Origin of the sequence: Pseudonocardia sulfidoxydans NBRC 16205 (assembly GCF_007989085.1) — a bacterium.
Classification (GTDB): domain Bacteria; phylum Actinomycetota; class Actinomycetes; order Mycobacteriales; family Pseudonocardiaceae; genus Pseudonocardia; species Pseudonocardia sulfidoxydans.
The window spans coordinates 1-17376 of record NZ_BJVJ01000004.1 but is presented as its reverse complement, the minus strand read 5'-3'; the positions used below and the strand labels follow the sequence as shown (position 1 = coordinate 17376).

Below are 17376 nucleotides of genomic sequence, written 5' to 3'. Positions count from 1 at the left end.
CGCACGCCGGAACCGTCCGAATCCGCCCTGATCAGCCCGATCGGGTCGACCCGCGGCCCGTCGTCAACAGCCTCGCGCCGTGTCACCGGGCCCGTGGCGGCAGTCGTCGCGTCCGTTCCCGCCGTCCAGGACGTCCCCGCTCGCCCCGTCCTGGGCATCGAGCAGGTCGTCACCGTTGCCCCCGTGGACGGTGTCGCGCCCCGGACCGGCGAGCACCGTGTCGTCCCCGTTGTCGCCGTGGAGCACGTCGTCCCCGTCGCCCCCGCGAAGCTGGTCGTCGCCGTTGCCACCCCGGAGCGTGTCCTTGCCGTCGCCGCCGATGAGTGTGTCGTCGCCGTTGCCGCCGGACAGCGTGTCGTTGCCGTCTCCCCCGATGAGCGTGTCGTCGCCGTTGCCGCCGGAGATCGTGTCGTTTCCGCCCAGGCCGCAGATGACGTCGGAGCCGTTCGTACCGGTCAGGACGTCATCACCCTCGGTGCCGGTGATCGTGCAGGCGGGAGGGGACGTCCAGCTGAGCACGACGCTGCCGTTGCCACCCGCGCTGTTCGTGCCGTAGCGGACGTCGGTCGCACCCGAGGTCACGTACGACGACCCACCACCTCCGCCGCCACCACCTTGGAGCGATGCGAAAGCGCTGCCGGCGTGGCCGCCGCCGCCGCCGATGTGTCCGCCGCCGCCACCACCGCCACCGCCACCGCCCGCCGCGGTGGAAGAACCCTCACCGGAAGCCCCGTCGATGGAGGTGTAGCTGTGTGAGCACGCGGCACAGCCCCCCTCGGGCCCTGTCCCGCCCCCGAAGGTTCCGACCCCGCCCCGGCCACCGGCCTGTGGGGCGATCCCGCCGTTGCCGCCGAGTCCACCCTGGCCCGCGACACCGCCACCGGCGCTGTTGCCGCCGCCACCACCACCGCCGCCGGCGACGACCAGCTGCTCGGCGCCGGCCGAACGGACGACCGCGCTCCCGCCGCCGCCGTACCCGCCGTCCTGCGCGTCGGCGGAGTCCGCGCTGCCGTGGTCGCCGCCGTGACCGAAGCCGGTGCTGTGGTACACGTCGCCCTGACATCCCACGTAGACCGTCAGGCCCTCCGCGGGCGTCACCGGCACGGTGGCGGTCACCGTGCCCCCGGACCCGCCCCCGCGTGCGCCGCTACGGCCCTGTCCCGCACCGCCGACGGCCGACACCGACAGGGAGGTCACACCCGCGGGAACGGTGAAGGCGTAGGGCTGTCCGTCGGTCGTGTTGCAGGGGAACTGCTGGCTCGTGGGCGCGGCGGAGGGCGCGGCGATGGCCGGCGTCGCGGGTCCGACGAAAGGTGCGAGGAGGACCGCAGCGGCGGCCGCCACCCCCATGTTCGCGAACGCGACCCGCCCGCTGCGTCGCCTCGCCCTGGACTCGCGGTGCGCTCCGACCATCGTCGTCCCCCTCGGTGCTGCACAGGAGGACCACGGTGTCCCCCCGAGGCATGGTCGAATCCTCTCCTACCCCGCGAGTCTCCACCAGATCTTGACAACGGCCGTTTCGGACGAACCGCCGGAGGGTGCGGACCGGCGATGCGACCGACCGAGCCGGTCGCGCCCACGGTCAACCGAGGTGGGGGAGCTTTGCCGGGGTCGTGGGCGGCGGGACGACGGGGCCGATGTCGCCGTCGGGGGCCTCGTCGAGGTCGACCATCACCGGCGCGTGGTCGCTGGGCCCGGATCCCTTGCGCGCCTGACGGTCGATCCACGCGGCCCGCACCCTGCCGACGGCGTCGTCGCCGACGAGGACGAGGTCGATGCGCATGCCCTGGTCCTGGTGGAACCGTCCGGCGCGGTAGTCCCAGTAGGAGAAGACGCGCTCACCGGGCCAGCGGTCGCGGACGACGTCGTGCAGGCCGAGGCCAGTGAGGCTCTCCAGTGCCTTGCGTTCGGCCGGGGTCACGTGGGTGGAGTCGACGAACAGCGACGGGTCCCAGACGTCGGCGTCCGTGGGGGCGATGTTCATGTCCCCGGCGACCACGGAACTGCTGGTCGGGCCGTCGGACACCATGGCGTGCAACGCGTCGAGCCAGCGGAGCTTGTAGGCGTAGTGCGGGTCGTCGGGGGTGCGGCCGTTGGGCACGTAGACCGACGTCACCCGCAGCCCGCCGCAGGTCGCGGAGAGGGCGCGGGCCTCGGGGGCGGAGTCGTCGGCGGGGAAGCGGGGCTCGCCGGGCAGTCCGCGCTCGACGTCGTCGAGGCCGACGCGGGAGAGCAGCGCGACGCCGTTCCACCGGCCCTGCCCGTAGTGGGCGACCTCGTAGCCGCGCTCGCGCAGCTCGGCGTCGTAGGTCTCGGACCACTCGGCGTCGGACGCCTTGGTCTCCTGCAGGCACACGACGTCGGGCGCGCGCTGGTCGAGCCAGGGCAGCAGCCGTGGGAGCCGGATCTTCGCCGAGTTCACGTTCCAGGTGGCCAGACGCACGAGCGGCACGCTACCGTTTCCCTATTAGTTCGGACATCGAACAAAAGGGGCGATGATGGCCACGCAGCCGACGCGCGACGACCGGTTCAGCTTCGGCCTGTGGACCGTGGGTTGGCCCGCCCGCGACCCCTTCGGCGACGCCACCCGCCCCGCCCTCGACCCCGTCGAGTCCGTCCATCGGCTCTCCGACCTGGGCGCATGGGGCGTCACCTTCCACGACGACGACCTCGTCCCCTTCGGCACCGGGCATGCCGAACGTGACCGGATCATCGCCCGCTTCCGCGGCGCCCTGGACCAGACCGGCCTCGTCGTCCCGATGATGACGACGAACCTGTTCACCCACCCCGTCTTCAAGGACGGCGCCTTCACCAGCAACGACCGCGGCGTCCGCCGGTTCGCGCTGCGCAAGGTGCTACGCCACCTCGACCTCGCCGCCGAGCTCGGCGCCTCGACCTACGTGTTCTGGGGCGGCCGCGAGGGCGCCGAGGTCGACCAGGCCAAGGACATCCGCGCCGCCCTCGACCGCTACCGCGAGGGCATCGACCTGCTCGCGGAATACGTCAAGGAACAGGGCTACGGCATCAGGTTCGCCATCGAGCCCAAGCCCAACGAGCCCCGCGGCGACATCCTGCTGCCCACCCTCGGCCACGCGCTCGCGTTCATCAACGAGCTGGAGCACGGCGACATCGTCGGCGTGAACCCCGAGGTCGGGCACGAGCAGATGGCCGGGCTCAACTACACCGCCGGGATCGCGCAGGCGCTGTGGGCGGGCAAGCTCTTCCACCTCGACCTCAACGGCCAGCGCGGCGTCAAGTACGACCAGGACCTGATCTTCGGCCACGGCGACCTGCTCAACGCGTTCTCGCTGGTCGACCTGCTGGAGAACGGCGCCCCTGGTGGGGGTCCCGTGTACGACGGCCCGCGCCACTTCGACTACAAGCCGCTGCGCACCGAGGACGTCGACGGTGTCTGGGACTCGGCCGCCGCGAACATGCGCACCTACCTGCTGCTGCGCGAGCGCGCCGCCGCGTTCCGGGCCGACCCGGCCGTCCAGGCTGCGCTGGAGACGTCGGGTGTCGCGGACCTGTCCCGCCCGACCCTCTCTCCCGGGGAAACGGTGCGCGACCTCCTCTCGGACCGGACCGCGTTCGAGGACTACGACGCCGACAAGGAGGCCGAGCGCGGCTACGGCTACGCGAAGCTGGCCCAGCTGGCCCTCGAACACCTCCTGGGTGCCCTGTGAGTGGCGATAGTCGCTATAGCGACTATCGCCACTCACGACCGTTGTTCGGGGTCGCGGGGTGACGCGGGTGCTCGTCGCCGGGGTCGACTCGTCCACGCAGTCGTGCACCGTAGTCATCCGGGACGCTGCGACCGGGGCGCTCGTCCGGCGCGGGATGGCACCCCACCCGGCCGGGACCTCGGTCGCGCCCGACGCCTGGTGGTCCGCCCTCCAGGCCGCCTTCGAGAACGCTGGTGGGATCGGCGACGTCGCCGCGATCTCCGTCGGCGCCCAGCAGCACGGCATGGTGTGCCTCGACGCCGCCGGAGCGGTGGTCCGCGACGCGCTGCTGTGGAACGACACCCGTTCCGCGGCGGCGGCCGAGTCGCTCGTGGCCGAGCTCGGCGCGCAGGCCTGGGCCGACGCGGTCGGCAGCGTGCCGGTGGCCTCGTTCACCGTCACCAAGCTGCGGTGGCTCGCCTCCCACGAGCCGGAGCACGCCGCCGCCACCGCCGCCGTCGCGCTCCCCCACGACTGGCTCACGTGGCGGCTACGCGGGACAAGCGACATCGCCGAGCTCACCACCGACCGCAGCGACGCCTCCGGCACCGGCTACTTCTCGTCGACGACGAACCAGTACCGCTTCGACCTGCTCGAACGCGCCCTGGGCCGCCCCGGGGTGCTGGTGCCGCGGGTGGCCGCGCCCTCGGAGGTCGTCGGCCACACGCCCGGCGGGATCGCGCTCGGGCCGGGCGCCGGGGACAACGCCTCCGCCGCGCTCGGGCTCGGCGCGCAACCCGGCGACGTCGTCGTGTCGCTGGGGACCTCAGGCGTCGTGAGTGCGGTGAGCCCCGTCGCGACCGCCGACCCGACGGGCGTCATCGCCGGGTTCGCGTCTGCCACCGGCCAGCAGCTGCCGCTGGTGTGCACCCTCAACGCCGCGCGTGTCCTCGACGCCGCCGCGACCCTGCTGCGTGTGAACCACGAGTCGTTGTCCCGGCTCGCGCTGTCCTGTCCGCCCGGGGCGGGCGGGCTCGTTCTCGTCCCCTATCTCGAGGGCGAGCGGACGCCGAACCGTCCTGAGGCGACGGGCTCGCTGCACGGCCTGACCCTCGGCACCGCCGACCCCTCCCATCTCGCCCGCGCCGCGGTCGAGGGGCTGCTCTGCGGGCTCGCCGACGCCCTCGACGCGCTGGTCGAGGCGGGCGTGCCCGTCGAACGGATCCTGCTCGTCGGCGGAGCGGCCCGGTCGGAGGCCGTCGCCCGGATCGCGCCGGCGGTCTTCGGCAGACCCGTCGTCGTCCCGACACCCGGCGACTACGTGGCCGACGGCGCCGCCCGCCAGGCCGCGTGGGCACTCTCCGGTGCGCTGCCGGACTGGGAGGCCGCAGGCACCGTCGTCCACGAGGCCGACCCGACGCCCGCCGTGCGCGACCGGTACGCGGCGGTCCGCGAGATGACCGCGAACCGGCTGTGAAAAAAGCGGCCCGTTTCGACCCCATGACACCGCTCCCCGGTGACCTCGGCGCAGCCGGCCCGTCCCCCGTCGGGCCGGCTGCGCGGGTGGAACCGGCGGGACCGCCGACGGTCCGACGCCACAACCGGGGCCTCGTACTCGCCGCGGTCGCCTCCGCGCCGGCGTCACGGGCCGCCGTCGCCGCATCGACCGGCCTCACCCGCGGCACCGTCTCCTCACTCGTCGACGACCTGCTCGCCGACGGCATGCTCGTCGAGCTCGAAGCCCCCCGCGGCGGCCGCGGCCGACCCGCGAACCCGTTGCAGCTCAACCCGTCAGGGCCCTGCGGCGTCGGCGTCGAGATCGATGTCGACGACATCGCCGCCTGCGTCGCCGACCTCACCGGGACGGTCCGCGTCACCCGTCGCGTGCCGTCCGCACACCGCCACCACCCGCCCGCCGACGGTCTGCGGCGCGCCGCCGCGCTCGCCCGCGAGGTCGTCGCCGAAGCCGGGCTCCCGGTCGCCGGGGTCCGGGTGGCGCTGCCGGGCGTCGTCACCCCTGACGGCGTGCTCCAGCGCGCACCCAACCTGCCGCGGTGGGAGAACGTCGACGGGCTCGTCGACGCCCTCGGCGTCGGCGTCCCGGTCACGGCCGCGAACGAGGCCGACCTCGCCGCGCTCGCCGAGCTGTGGACCGGGCAGGGCCTGCGCGACATGCTCTTCGTCTCCGGCGGCGTGGGCGTCGGCGCCGGGATCGTGCTCGACGGCCGGCTCTTCCGCGGCGCCGGCGGCCGGGCCGGAGAGCTGGGGCACGTCGTCGTCGACCCGGCCGGGCGCGCCTGTACGTGTGGGGGCACGGGCTGTCTGGAGACGGTCGCCAGCACCGCGGCGCTGCTGCGCGCGGCCGACGTCCCCGATGTCGACGCCCTGGTCCGCGACCCGGGTCCGGCGCTCGACGTCGCCGGGGCGGCGCTGGGCATCGCGCTCGCGGGCGCGGTCAACCTGCTCGACGTCCCCGTCGTCGTCCTCGGCGGGATCTACGGTCGGCTCGGCGACGCGCTGCGCACGCGGGTCCGCGACGCCCTGCGGTCACGGGTGGTCGCCCGGCCGCCGGTGCGGGTGCTGCGTGCGGCCGTCACGCGGGACGCCGCGCTGCACGGGGCGGCGCTGGGCGTCGTCAGGGACCTCGTCGGGGTGTGAGCTCGTCGTGAGCCTGTCGTGAGCTCGTCGGGGCCTGGAGCCTGTCCGGGCGTGAGCCTGTCCGGGCGTGAGCCTGTCCGGGCGTGAGCCTGTCCGGGCGCGAGCCTGTCCGGGCGCGAGCCTGTCCGGGCGTGAGCCGTCGTGAGCGGCGATAGTCGCTATAGCGACTATCGCCGCTCACAGGGGTCAGTCGTCCTCGTCCGGCGGGGAGGCCCGGCGCACGTAGAGGAGGCGGTCGCCGCGCTCCAGGGCGTCGACCGACGCGTGGTCGACGCGGACCAGCTCGTTGTTGCGGACGACCCCCAGCACGATGTCGGGCAGGTGCCGCGGCGAGCCACCCACCTCGATCTCCTCGACGGGCCGCTCGCTGATCGCGAACCCCGCGTCCGGGGTCAGCAGATCCTCGATGACCTCGACGACGCTCGGGGTCGTCGTCGCCACACCGAGCAGCCGGCCCGCCGTCTCCGCCGACACGATCACCGAGTTCGCACCCGACTGCCGCAGCAGGTGCACGTTCTCCGACTCCCGGACCGCCACGACGATCGTGACCTTCGGCGCCAGCTCGCGGGCGGTCAGCGTGACCAGCACCGCGGTGTCGTCGCGGTTCGTCGCGATCACGATCGCCGACGCGTAGGGCACGCCCGCGACGCGCAGCACGCTCGACCGGGTCGCGTTGCCGTTCACCGTGATCAGTCCCAGCGCGGACGCCGCGTCGAGCTGTGTGCGGTCGGTGTCGACGACGACGATCTCCGACGGGTCCGCCCCGTCGCCGAGCAGCGTGTCGACCGCGGCCCGGCCCTTGGTGCCGTAGCCGACGACGATCGTGTGGTCGCGCACGCGTGACCTCCAGCGGGAGATGCGATACGCCTGGCGCGAACGTTCCGTGAGCAGTTCCACGGTGGTACCGACCAGGACGATGAGGAAGAGCAGCCGCAACGGCGTGATGACCACCGTCGTGACCAGCCGGGTCGCGCTCGTGACCGGCACGATGTCGCCGTACCCGGTGGTCGAGAGCGACACGGTCGCGTAGTAGAGGGCGTCGAGGAACGAGATGCCGCTGCCGTCGTCGTTGTTGTCGACGTAGCCCTCGCGGGACAACCAGACGATCAGTGCGGTGGCGAACAGCGCGCCCAACGCGATCGCCAGCCGGCGCACCAGGGACACGACCGGGCCGAGGGTCGGGTCCGGCATGCGCAGGGCGCCCGCGGTCTCCCTGTCGAGGACCCTGCGCCGCAACCGCTCGTTCATCGCCGCGGAGGGTAGCGCGCTGCCGTCACCGTCAGTGTGTGACGTCGACGATCACTCGGCCGACCGATCAGCGACGATGCCGGCCTCGGCGGCCCCGGCGACGAGCCTGTCGAGCCCGAACGCGCCGACCGCGTCGAGCGCGCCCGTACCGTCGACACCGTGCTCCGCCGCGCGCCCCGCACCCCACGCCAGCAGCCCCGCCGTGATCGCGTACCCGTCGGGCGAGGTCAGGTGTGTGCGGGCCAGCAGGGTGCCGGTCCCGTCGAAGGCCTCGGCGACGAAGTGCGACGTGGTCCGCTCCAGCGTCGCCGCGTCGGGGGCGGCCGGGATCCGGGAGATCACCTTCTGCAGCAGCGTCGTCGCGCCGCCGGCCAGCAACGGAATCCGGCCCAGCAGCGGGGTGACGCGGCTCGACGCGTGCAGGGCTGCATTCGCAGCGCCGAACCAGCCGAGGTAGACGTCGACGGTCCGTAGCCCCGGTGCCAGTCGGGGCAGCGCGAACTGTTCGGACGCCCCGATCGTCACGCCCGGTCGCGGCTTTCCGGCGACGTGGAACGTCCGCATCCGCGACGCCGCCGGTTCCTCGCGCACGCCGCCGTCGCGGAACGCGTACGCGGGGCGCGTCATGACGCCCGCGACCGAGTCGAGCGTGCCGCGGGAGAACGCGCGGCCGCGGCCGCCGCCGCTGAGGAAGTAGCCGACGTCGACCCGTCGCGCCGCGTTCCCGGCGTCCCGCAGCGCCAGCGCGCCCGCGAGGACACCGGGGATGTAGTCGTTGCCGAACGCGGGGAGCAGGGCCGCGCCGGTCCGCGCGGCGTCGGGGCCGTGGGTCTCGTGGACCTCGCGGATGAACGGCGGCTCGCCCGTCGAGTCGACGTAGACCGCGCCCGCGTCGATCGCCGCCGCGACCGCGGGGCCGCCGAGGCGCATGAACGGCCCGACCGTCGACACCAGCACGTCGCCCTTCTCGACGAGTGCCCGGATCGACGCCGGGTCGGTGACGTCGGCGCGGGCCGTCTGCAGGCCGCCGAGACCGTGCGCGATCCCGGCCAGCCGGTCGGGGTCGCGGCCCGCCAGGACGGGGCTGAGGCCGCGGTCGACCATCGCCTGCGCGGTGCGCCCGCCGGTGTACCCGGTGGCGCCGAGGAGCACGATCCTGCCGGTCATGGCAGCAACCTAAGGGGTCTCAGGCCCCGTCGTCGGCCCTGTCGTCGGCCCGGCGCGGGATCGCCGGGTAGCCGGGGCCGGCGGTCGCGTCGAGAATCCGTCGCGACGCCTCCCCGAGCCGCGCGAACAGCTCCGGCCCCAACGGGTCGGTGACCAGCCGCCGCACCGCCGCCACGTGTCCCGGTGCGGCCGCGACCAGTTTCGCCACGCCGTCGTCGGTGAGCGTCGCGATCGTGACCCGGCCGTTGCCCGGGCAGGGTCGGCGCTCGACCCAGCCGTTGCGCTCCAGCTTCGCGACGGCGTGCGACAGCCGCGACAATGACCCCTGGGTGAGGACGGCCAGCTCGCTCATCCGCAGGGTGCGCTCCGGTGCGTCGGACAGGCCGGCCATCACGAGGTAGCCGAACAGCGACAGGTCCTCGTCGCGTTGGAGCTGGGCGTCGAGGAAGCCCGGCAGGGTCAGCAGCATCCCGCTGAACGCGAGCCAGCTCCGCAGCTCGCCGTCGTCGAGCCAGCGGGTGTCGGCCTCGTCGGCCGGATCGAGGTCAGGGGTCGTGCCCACCCGATCACCGTAACCGAGGTGCACTTCAACTTGAAGGTTCAATACCGGGTCGACATGCCGGGCGCCCCCGACAACGTGGGTTTGCGGCCAGCTGTTCGCGCGCAACCTCACGGCTGTCGACGGGCCGGATCGCGACCGTGAGGTTGCGCGCGGTTGTTCCGCCGGGCCCGGCTCAAGGGGTGGGGGCCGGGACACTGTCGAGGAGGGCGCGCAGGCCGTCGGCGTCGAGGAGGTCGGCCGGGCGCAGGGTGCGGCCCGCACGGACGTAGTGGAACACCGCCCGCACCTGCTCCGGCTCCACCCCGGCCAACGCGGCCCAGGCCAGCCGGTAGGCAGCCAGCTGCACGGCCAGCGGGCCGAGGCGGGACTCGTCGGGGGGCGGGCCCGTCTTCCAGTCGACGACGGTGAACCCACCGTCGGGGTCGGGGAACACCGCGTCCATCCGGCCCCGCACCGCGATACCGGCGATCACGGTCTCGAACGGCACCTCGACCTCGACCGGTCGCCGGTCGGCCCACTCCGAGCGCAGGAACGCAGCCTGCAGGTCCTCGAGGGCGTCGTCGGAGGCGGCGCCGTCGTCGGCGGCGCCGGGGAGGTCGTCGAGATCGAGGAGGCCGGCGGCGCCGAAGCGCTGTTCCAGCCAGGCGTGGAAGGCGGTGCCGCGGCGGGCGTGCGGGTTGGGCGGCAACGGGAGCGGGCGGCGCAGCCGGGCGGCGAGGGCGTCGGGGTCGGCGGCCAACTCGACGAGCTGGCTGACCGAGAAGTGTGCGGGCAGCTCGACGGTGGGCCGGGCGCGGGCGGCGGCGCGTTCGGCGAGCAGGACGTCGACGTCGGCGGCCCAGCCCTCGGGGTCGTCCAGGTCGTCGTCGGGGTCCTCGGGGGGGCTGGGGGCCATCAGGTCGAGCTGTGCGCCGGGATCCGCGGCGGCGGCGAGGGTCTCGGCATGGTGCTCCCGGGCCTCGGCGAGACCGCGGAGCGCTGAGCGGACCATGTCGGCCCCGCTGTGGACGTCGGATGAGCGGGCGCCGAGCGGGTCGGCGGGCCATTCGGCGGTGACGACGCGGTCGTTGGCGGGGTTGGTCTCGCCCTCGGCGGGTTCCTCGGCCCAGGCCTCGATGCGCCCACCGGCGGCGGGTATCTCCCCCGCGACCTGCAGCAGGAACTCCGACGGTTCGCGGGGCCGGTCGCCGAGGGTGCCCCAGCGGTGCCCGGACAGCAGCAGGACGCGTTCGGCGCGGGTGAGCGCGACGTAGAACAGGCGGCGTTCCTCGACGAGCCGGCGTGCGTCGAGCGCGTCCTGGTGGGACTTGACCGCCAGCTCCGCCTCCTTGCGGTCGACGTTCGCGGGGAGCGCGAACGGCGGGAGGTCGGCCGCGTCGCCGCGGAGCGGGACCGGGAGGTCGGCGGGTGAGGTGAGCCAGTCGCCGCCGATCTTGCGGCCGGGGAAGACCTGCGCGACCAGGTGCGGGACGGCGACGACCTCCCATTCGAGTCCCTTGGCGGCGTGCACGGTCAGGACCTGGACGCGGTCGGGGACGACCTCGATCTCGCCGGGGGTGAGCCCGTCCTCGGCCTGTTCGGCGGTCTCCAGGTAGTCGAGCAGGGCGGTGAGGGAGGAGACCTCGGCACCGGCGGAGAACTCGGCGACGACGTCGGCGAACGCGTCGAGGTGGGCGCGCCCGACGGGACCGGGCCGCGACGCCGCCTCGGTGTCGAGCAGGAGGAGGCGTTCGGCGTCGGCGACGAGGTCGGTGAGCGGCGCGGACAGCCGGGAGCGCAGCCACAGCAGGTCGCGCCCGAGCCGGCGGATGCGGTCGAACCCGGCCGGCGAGTACTGCTCGGGCGGGCCGGGGTCGTCGAGGGCGTCGACGATGCCGGCCTGTTCGGCCTGCTCCCCCGGCAGCGCGCCGAGGGCGAGCTCGGCGGGGCTGAGCGGGCCGGGACCGTTGCCCGACGTGGGTGGGGCCAGCTCGCGGGCGCGGGCCCACAGCGCGGCGAGGTCGGCGACGCCGAGGCGGAACCGGGCGCCGGTGAGCAGCCGCATCGCGGCCGGCCCGGCCAGCGGGTCGGCGACGAGCCGCAGGGCGCTGACGAGGTCGCGCACCTCGGGGGTGTCGAGGAGCCCACCGAGGCCGACGACCTCGACCGGCAGCCCCCGGGCGCGCAACGCGGCGGCGATCGGATCCATGTCGGCGCGCCGGCGGACGAGAACGGCCGACGTCGGCGCGGGCCGATCCGCATCGAGAGCGGCCCGCCACTGGGCGGCGACGGCGTCGGCCATCCACGCGACCTCGGTGTCGACGTCGGGCAGCAGCGCGGCGCGGACGTCGCCCGCGGCGGCGGTCGGGCCGGCCCGCAGCTCCCCGACCTCGACGGCGCCGGGCCCGGTGCGCAGCGGTTCGGAGACGGCGTTGGCCAGCGCAAGGACCTCGGGTGGGTTGCGGAAGCTGGTGAGCAGGCCGTACTCGTCGGCGGGCTCCTCGCCCGCGGGGAAGTCGGTGCGGAACCGGGCGAGGTTTCCGGCGCTGGCGCCGCGCCAGCCGTAGATCGACTGGCAGGGGTCGCCGACGGCGGTGACCGACAGGTCGTCGTCGCGCGCGGGGGCGCCGGGGATGCGCCCGAACAGGGCGCGGAGCAGGACGCGCTGGGCGTGACCGGTGTCCTGGTACTCGTCGAGCAGCACGGCCTTGTAGGTGGCGCGTTCGGTGGCACCGACCTCGGGGTGCTCATCCGCGACGCGAGCGGCGATGGCCATCTGGTCGGCAAAGTCGATGGTGCGCTCGGCCCGTTTGCGGGCGGCGAACGCCTCGACCAGCGGCAACAGCTCCACGCGCATCCGTTGGGCCGCGATCCAGCGCTTGTAGGTCTGCGACGGCTCGGCACGCTGCCCCTTGGCCCGCGGCGCGTTCTCCAACGCGTCGGCCATCTCCCCGGCGAGGCGGCGCACGTCGGCGGGATCGGCCAGGTGCTCACCGATCTCCCCGGCCAGCGCGAGCAGGTAGCCGGTGACGGTGGCGGGGACGCGGTCGATCTCCAGGTCGTCCGCCCAGGTGGAGACGACGCGGTGCGCGAGCTGCCACGACGCCGTCTCGGTGAGCAGCCGCGCGGCGGGCTCGGCGGGCAGCCGCAGCGCGTGTTCGGCGACGAGCCGGCCCGCGTAGGCGTGGTAGGTCGAGACCGTCGGCTCCCCGGCGAGGACCGCGGTGCGGCGGACACCGGAGGGGTCGAGCTCGTCGAGCAGCGGCGACCCGGCGAGCCGCCGCAACCGGGCCCGGACACGCTGGCCCAACTGCTGCGCGGCCTTGCGGGTGAAGGTGAGACCGAGGACCTGTTCGGGCAGCACCTGCCCGGTCGCGACCAGCCACACGACGCGCGCGGCCATCGTCTCGGTCTTGCCCGCCCCGGCCCCGGCGACGACGAGCGCGGGCCGGGCCGGCGCTGCGATGACGGCGGCCTGCTCGTCGGTGGGCGGGTGCAGGCCGAGCGCCACCGCCAGCGACGCGGGGGTGAGGGTCACGGCGCGGTCACCGGCCGTCCGGCCTCTCGTGCGGGGCAGCTGGTGCGGACGGGGCAGCGGTCGCAGTCGGCGCTGACCCGGGCCACGAACGCCGAGCCGGACGTGTCCTGCGCGCAGGTGGCGACGACGCCACGCCACCGGGCCAGTTCGGCGGCGTCGAGCGGTGGCTGCGAGGGCTCCTTGGCCTGGCCACTCGCCTTGCGGTCGGCCAGGTAGACCAGCCGCGCCCCGCCCGGGGTGACGCCCTTCTCCAGCAGCCGGCCGAACGCGCCGAGCGCGGCCGCGAGCTGGTAGACGGCGAGCTGGGGGTGCTCGGCCGCGACGCGCGCGCTGACCGCGGTCTTGCCCGTCTTGACGTCGACGACCACCGGGCGGCCCTCGGCGTCGACCTCCAGGCGGTCGACCCGGCCGCGCAGCTGCAACCACGGCCCCTGCGCACGGCCGACCTCCGGCTGCTGACCGGGGACGTCCCCCTCGACCGGCAGGTCGAGCCGCACCGCCTCCTCGACGGCCACGAGCCGCAGCCCGTCGGCGCGGCTGGTGCGGACCCATTCGTCGAACGCCGCGAGCATCGCCCGGACACGGTCGAGCTCGCGGCGCCCGTACCAGGGGGCGCCGACGTCGAGACGGGCCCAGGCCGACCGCAGCGCGTGCTCCAGCTCGGCCGGTTCCGCACCGGCCGACGCCGACTGCACCAGCGCGTGCACCAGCGAGCCGGTGACCGCGGCGAGCGCGCCGACGTCGCCCCCGCCGTGGCGTTCGAGCACCCACCGCAGCGGGCAGGCCATGATCCGTTCGACGTCGGACGGCGACACCGGCACGACCTCGCCGGGCACCCGCAGCGGCGCGTCGGTGGAGACGGGCGCGAGACCGTACCAGTCGTCGGGATGCACGCCGGGGACGTTCTCGGCGGCGAGCCGGGCCAGCTGGACCGCGGCCCGTTCGCGACGCTCGGGATCCCCTGGCGTCGACACCGCGCGGCGCAGCTCGCCCACCAGCTCGGCGAGCACCAACGAGCGGCTCGGCCGCTGCACCGTGCGGGCCTCGGCGGCACCGGCGGGCAGCGGATCGAGCTCGTCGAGGAACCGGGACGGCTGCTCGTCCTCCCCCTGCACCGCGCTGACCAGCAACGTGTGCGCCGCACGGGTGCACGCGACATAGAACAGCCTGCGCTCCTCGGCCAGCAGCGGCGCGACCCGCGAGATGCGGGCGTCGGGCTCGGCGATCCCGGCGAGCAGGTCGACGAGGCGTTCGGTGCCGAGCAGGCTGCCGCGCAACCGCAGATCCGGCCAGGCCCCCTCCTGCACCCCCGGCACGGCGACGACCTGCCACTGCCGGCCGCGGGCGCCGTGCGCGGTGAGCAGCGAGACCGCGTCGCCCGTCGGGGCCCGGGCGGCCATCGAGTCGCCCGGGAGCTGCTGGTCGGCGAGGTAGTCGGCGAACCCGGCGACGTCGGCGCCCGGGAGCCGGTCGCTGTAGCGGGCGGCCGCGTCGAACAGGGCGAGCACGGCGTCGAGATCCCGGTCGGCCGCGGCGCCGACGGGCCCGCCGCGCCCGCTCGACTCGGCCCACCGGTCGCCCAGTCCGGACTGCTGCCAGACCCGCCAGAGCACCTCCTCGACGCTGTGCCCCTCCCGCGCCGCCGCCGCTGCCGTGGCGAGCAGGGCGCCTACGCGGCGCAGCGGCGCGGTCTCCGACGGCGGCAACGTCGCCAACGGGTCGACGTCGCCCTCCACCGCCGCCCGCAACGCTGCGACCAGCAGCGGATCGCTACTGATGATCTCATCCCCCGCCGCCGCGTGCAGCCGCAGCAACCCCCGCCGCAACCGGCGCATCCGCATCGGATCGCCCGAACCGAGCGGCGACGTCAGCAGGGCCGCGGCGGCGTCGGCGTCGAGCGACTCCGGCCGCGTCGCCGCACGCAGCACCATCAGCAACGGCACGACCGCGGGCTGGCGCCCCAGCGGCAGCTCGTCGGGCGGCGCCGCGATCGGCACACCCGACGCCACCAGCGCGCGGCGCAGCGCGGGCAACGACCGCCGCGTCGACCGCGACAGCACCGCCATCTCCGACCACGGCACACCGTCGACCAGATGGGCGCGGCGCAGCCGGTCGGCGATCCACGACGCCTCCGCGGCGACCGACGCGAACACCCGGACCAGGACCTCCCCGCCGTCCGGGTCCTCACCGTCGGGGCCGCGCCGGGACCGGCCCTCCCCGCTGCCCGGCAACCTGGCCGCCAGCCGCTCCCCCGCCGCGCGGACCACAGGTGCGCTGCGATGGTCGACGTCGAGCACCACCGTCTCCGCCTCGACGGCCCGTAGCCCCTGCGGATCGGCGCCGCGGAACATCAGCACCGCCTGGTCGGCGTCACCGGCCAGCAACGTCGTCGTCGCCGTCGACCCCAGGGCACCGACCAGCTCCATCTGCTGCGGATCCAGGTCCTGCGCGTCGTCGACGAACAGGTGCCGCACCCGCTGCTGCTCCGCCGCGCGCAGATCGGGATCGGCGGCCAGCGTGTCGAGCGCGGCGGCGACCAGCTCCGCCGAGTCGAGCGCCGGGGCCGTGGCCTGCGGCGCGCCCCGCCCGGCGGCGCCGCGCAACAGCACGACCTGCTCGTACACCCGGAAGAACCGGCCCGCGGCACGCCACTCGTCGACGTCGAACCGCTCCCCGATCCGGTGCAGCTCCTCCGGCCCGAGCCCGCGCTCCGCCGCCCGCAGCAGCAGCTCCCGCAGCTCCGCCGCGAACCCCGGCAGCCCCAGCGCAGGGCGAAGCCGCTCCGGCCACCCCGAACCGGGCGCGTCGCCCTCGACCTCCCCGGCCAGCAGCTCACGGACCACGACGTCCTGCTCCGCGCCCGCCAACAGCCGCGGCGGCGGATCACCGTGGCGGGCCGCGTGCAGCCGCAACACCCCGAACGCGTACGAGTGCACCGTGCGCACCAGCAGCTCACGCGTCGTCGACTCGGGGTTCCCGCCGTCGGGATGCAGCAGCGGCGTCAACCTCTCCCGCATGTCGACGGCCGCGCGCCGGCTCCCGACGAGCACCAGCATGTTCTCGGGCGCAACGCCCTCCCGGATGCGCTCGGCCAACGCAGCGAGCAGCACCGTCGTCTTGCCCGTGCCCGGCCCGCCGACCACCCGCAGCGGGCCCTCACGGTGCGCCAGGACCCGCCGGGCCGCGTCGTCCCACGTCGGCGCCCCCACGGGCGCGAGGCCACCGCGCACGAGCAGCGGCACCCGGCCGCGGCGGGGCGCGGCGGCCGTGCGGGGGGACGAGGAGCGTGGCACCCGAGGATTCGACCACGCCCCACCGACGATCTCCGCGGGGCCGCCCCCACCCTCCGTTCGCCACCGACCGTGATGGCAGCATGACGGGAGTGTCCGAGAACGCCCGGCGCCTGCACGTGCACACCTTCGGCAACCCCGTCGGTGTGCCGCTGCTCGCACTCCACGGGGTGACGGGCCACGGCGCGCGCTGGGCCCCGCTCGCCGAAGCGGTCCCCGAGCTGCGCTGGATCGGCGTCGACCTGCGCGGGCACGGCCGTTCCCCCTGGTCCCCGCCGTGGAACATCGAGCAGCACGTCGCCGACGCGATCGCCGTCCTCGACCGGCTCGAGGTGGAGGACGTCGCCGTCGTCGGCCACTCGTTCGGGGGCGCGATCGCCGTGCACCTCGCCCGTGCCGTCCCCGACCGCATCGAACGGCTCGTCCTGCTCGACCCCGCCCTGGGCCTCGACCCCGACGACATGCTCGAAACCGCCGAGGACACCCGCCCCGACGAGACCTACCCCGACCTCGACAGCGCCCGCGCCGACCGGGCCGACCGGTGGAAGGGCGTCGACAGCGCGGTGGTCGACGCCGAGGTCGCCGCCCACCTCGCCCACTTCGAGGACCACTGGGAATGGCGCTACCTGCGGTCGGCCGCACTCGTCGCCTGGAACGAGATGGCCCGCCCCGCCGTCGTCCCACCAGCCGGGATGCCGACGCTCGTCCTGCCCGCCACGCGCGGCGACTTCGTCGAACAGTCCTGGCTCGACCGCTGCGCCGCCACCCTGGGCGCCGACCTGACCGTCCGGCCCGTCGAGGCGGGGCACATGCTGTTCCTCGAACGTACCGACGAGGTGGCCGCGCACATCCGCGAGTTCGTGCTCGGCGTCGACTGATGTGACCGACTGAGCGTGCCGGAGGCGACGGATGGACGAGGAGACGGTCGAGGCCGTGCGCGACGCCGTCCGCGCCATCCCGCCGGGTGAGACGTCGACCTACGGCGAGATCGCCCGACAGCTCGGGCTGAGCTCGCCGCGGATCGTCGGCAAGATCCTGTCCGACGACGGGCACGACATCCCCTGGCACCGCGTCCTGCGCGCCGACGGCTCCGCCGCCCCGCACATCGCCGTCGAGCAGGCGGCGCGGCTGCGCGCGGAAGGCGTTCTGCTGGTGGACGGCCGCCTCCCCCGCGAGCTCCGCCGCCGCTGAGCCCTCCCCGGGCCGGGCGGCCGGGGCCGAGGCGAGCCGGGCCCGGGGCCGGGCCGGGGTCGGGGTCGGGGCGGGGTC

The 17376-nt window shown here is 75.1% G+C and carries 12 protein-coding genes; 5 read left to right on the top strand and 7 right to left on the bottom strand.

Features of this window, described 5'->3' with window-relative positions:
- Positions 1-63: 63 nt before the first annotated feature.
- Together PSU4_RS03085 and PSU4_RS03080 are read right to left on the bottom strand one after the other, a co-directional pair.
- Positions 64-1413 (bottom strand): calcium-binding protein, encoded by a 1350-nt coding sequence (locus PSU4_RS03085; RefSeq protein ID WP_147102414.1) that lies wholly within the window; start codon positions 1411-1413, stop codon positions 64-66.
- Positions 1414-1582: 169 nt separating this feature from the next.
- Entirely contained in the window at positions 1583-2443 is an 861-nt protein-coding gene (locus tag PSU4_RS03080; RefSeq protein ID WP_186816714.1) for an exodeoxyribonuclease III, read from the bottom strand.
- A 55-nt stretch (positions 2444-2498) separates the two neighbouring features.
- On the opposite strand from PSU4_RS03080, the gene xylA reads away from it, so the two are divergent.
- From xylA to PSU4_RS03065, 3 genes are read left to right on the top strand one after another with little or no spacing between them, the layout of a single operon-like run.
- A complete protein-coding gene (gene xylA / locus PSU4_RS03075; protein ID WP_147102412.1) occupies positions 2499-3686 on the top strand; it encodes a xylose isomerase in 1188 nt (395 codons plus the stop codon).
- A 58-nt stretch (positions 3687-3744) separates the two neighbouring features.
- On the top strand, positions 3745-5142 hold the full coding sequence (gene xylB / locus PSU4_RS03070; protein WP_147102411.1) for a xylulokinase: 1398 nt from the start codon (positions 3745-3747) through the stop codon (positions 5140-5142).
- Between the two features lie 23 nt (positions 5143-5165).
- On the top strand, positions 5166-6323 hold the full coding sequence (locus tag PSU4_RS03065; protein ID WP_147102410.1) for an ROK family protein: 1158 nt from the start codon (positions 5166-5168) through the stop codon (positions 6321-6323).
- 186 nt (positions 6324-6509) lie between these two features.
- Here PSU4_RS03065 and PSU4_RS03060 read toward each other — a convergent pair whose 3' ends face one another.
- The 5 genes from PSU4_RS03060 to PSU4_RS03040 form a co-directional block, all read right to left on the bottom strand.
- On the bottom strand, positions 6510-7571 hold the full coding sequence (locus PSU4_RS03060; RefSeq protein WP_147102409.1) for a potassium channel family protein: 1062 nt from the start codon (positions 7569-7571) through the stop codon (positions 6510-6512).
- Between the two features lie 51 nt (positions 7572-7622).
- Positions 7623-8738: a saccharopine dehydrogenase family protein gene (locus tag PSU4_RS03055; protein WP_147102408.1), complete on the bottom strand. Its 1116-nt coding sequence runs from the start codon at positions 8736-8738 to the stop codon at positions 7623-7625.
- A 19-nt stretch (positions 8739-8757) separates the two neighbouring features.
- Complete coding sequence (locus tag PSU4_RS03050) at positions 8758-9300, bottom strand: MarR family winged helix-turn-helix transcriptional regulator (RefSeq protein WP_307724765.1); 543 nt, start codon at positions 9298-9300, stop codon at positions 8758-8760.
- Between the two features lie 172 nt (positions 9301-9472).
- On the bottom strand, positions 9473-12817 hold the full coding sequence (locus tag PSU4_RS03045) for an ATP-dependent helicase (RefSeq protein WP_147102407.1): 3345 nt from the start codon (positions 12815-12817) through the stop codon (positions 9473-9475).
- Complete coding sequence (locus PSU4_RS03040; protein WP_373866029.1) at positions 12814-16110, bottom strand: ATP-dependent helicase; 3297 nt, start codon at positions 16108-16110, stop codon at positions 12814-12816. Before PSU4_RS03040 ends, PSU4_RS03045 begins: the two co-directional genes overlap by 4 nt.
- Positions 16111-16199: 89 nt before the next feature.
- On the opposite strand from PSU4_RS03040, the gene PSU4_RS03035 reads away from it, so the two are divergent.
- Together PSU4_RS03035 and PSU4_RS03030 are read left to right on the top strand one after the other, a co-directional pair.
- Entirely contained in the window at positions 16200-16985 is a 786-nt protein-coding gene (locus PSU4_RS03035) for an alpha/beta fold hydrolase (RefSeq protein WP_147102406.1), read from the top strand.
- Positions 16986-17016: 31 nt separating this feature from the next.
- Entirely contained in the window at positions 17017-17298 is a 282-nt protein-coding gene (locus PSU4_RS03030; protein ID WP_147102405.1) for an MGMT family protein, read from the top strand.
- Positions 17299-17376 lie beyond the last annotated feature (78 nt).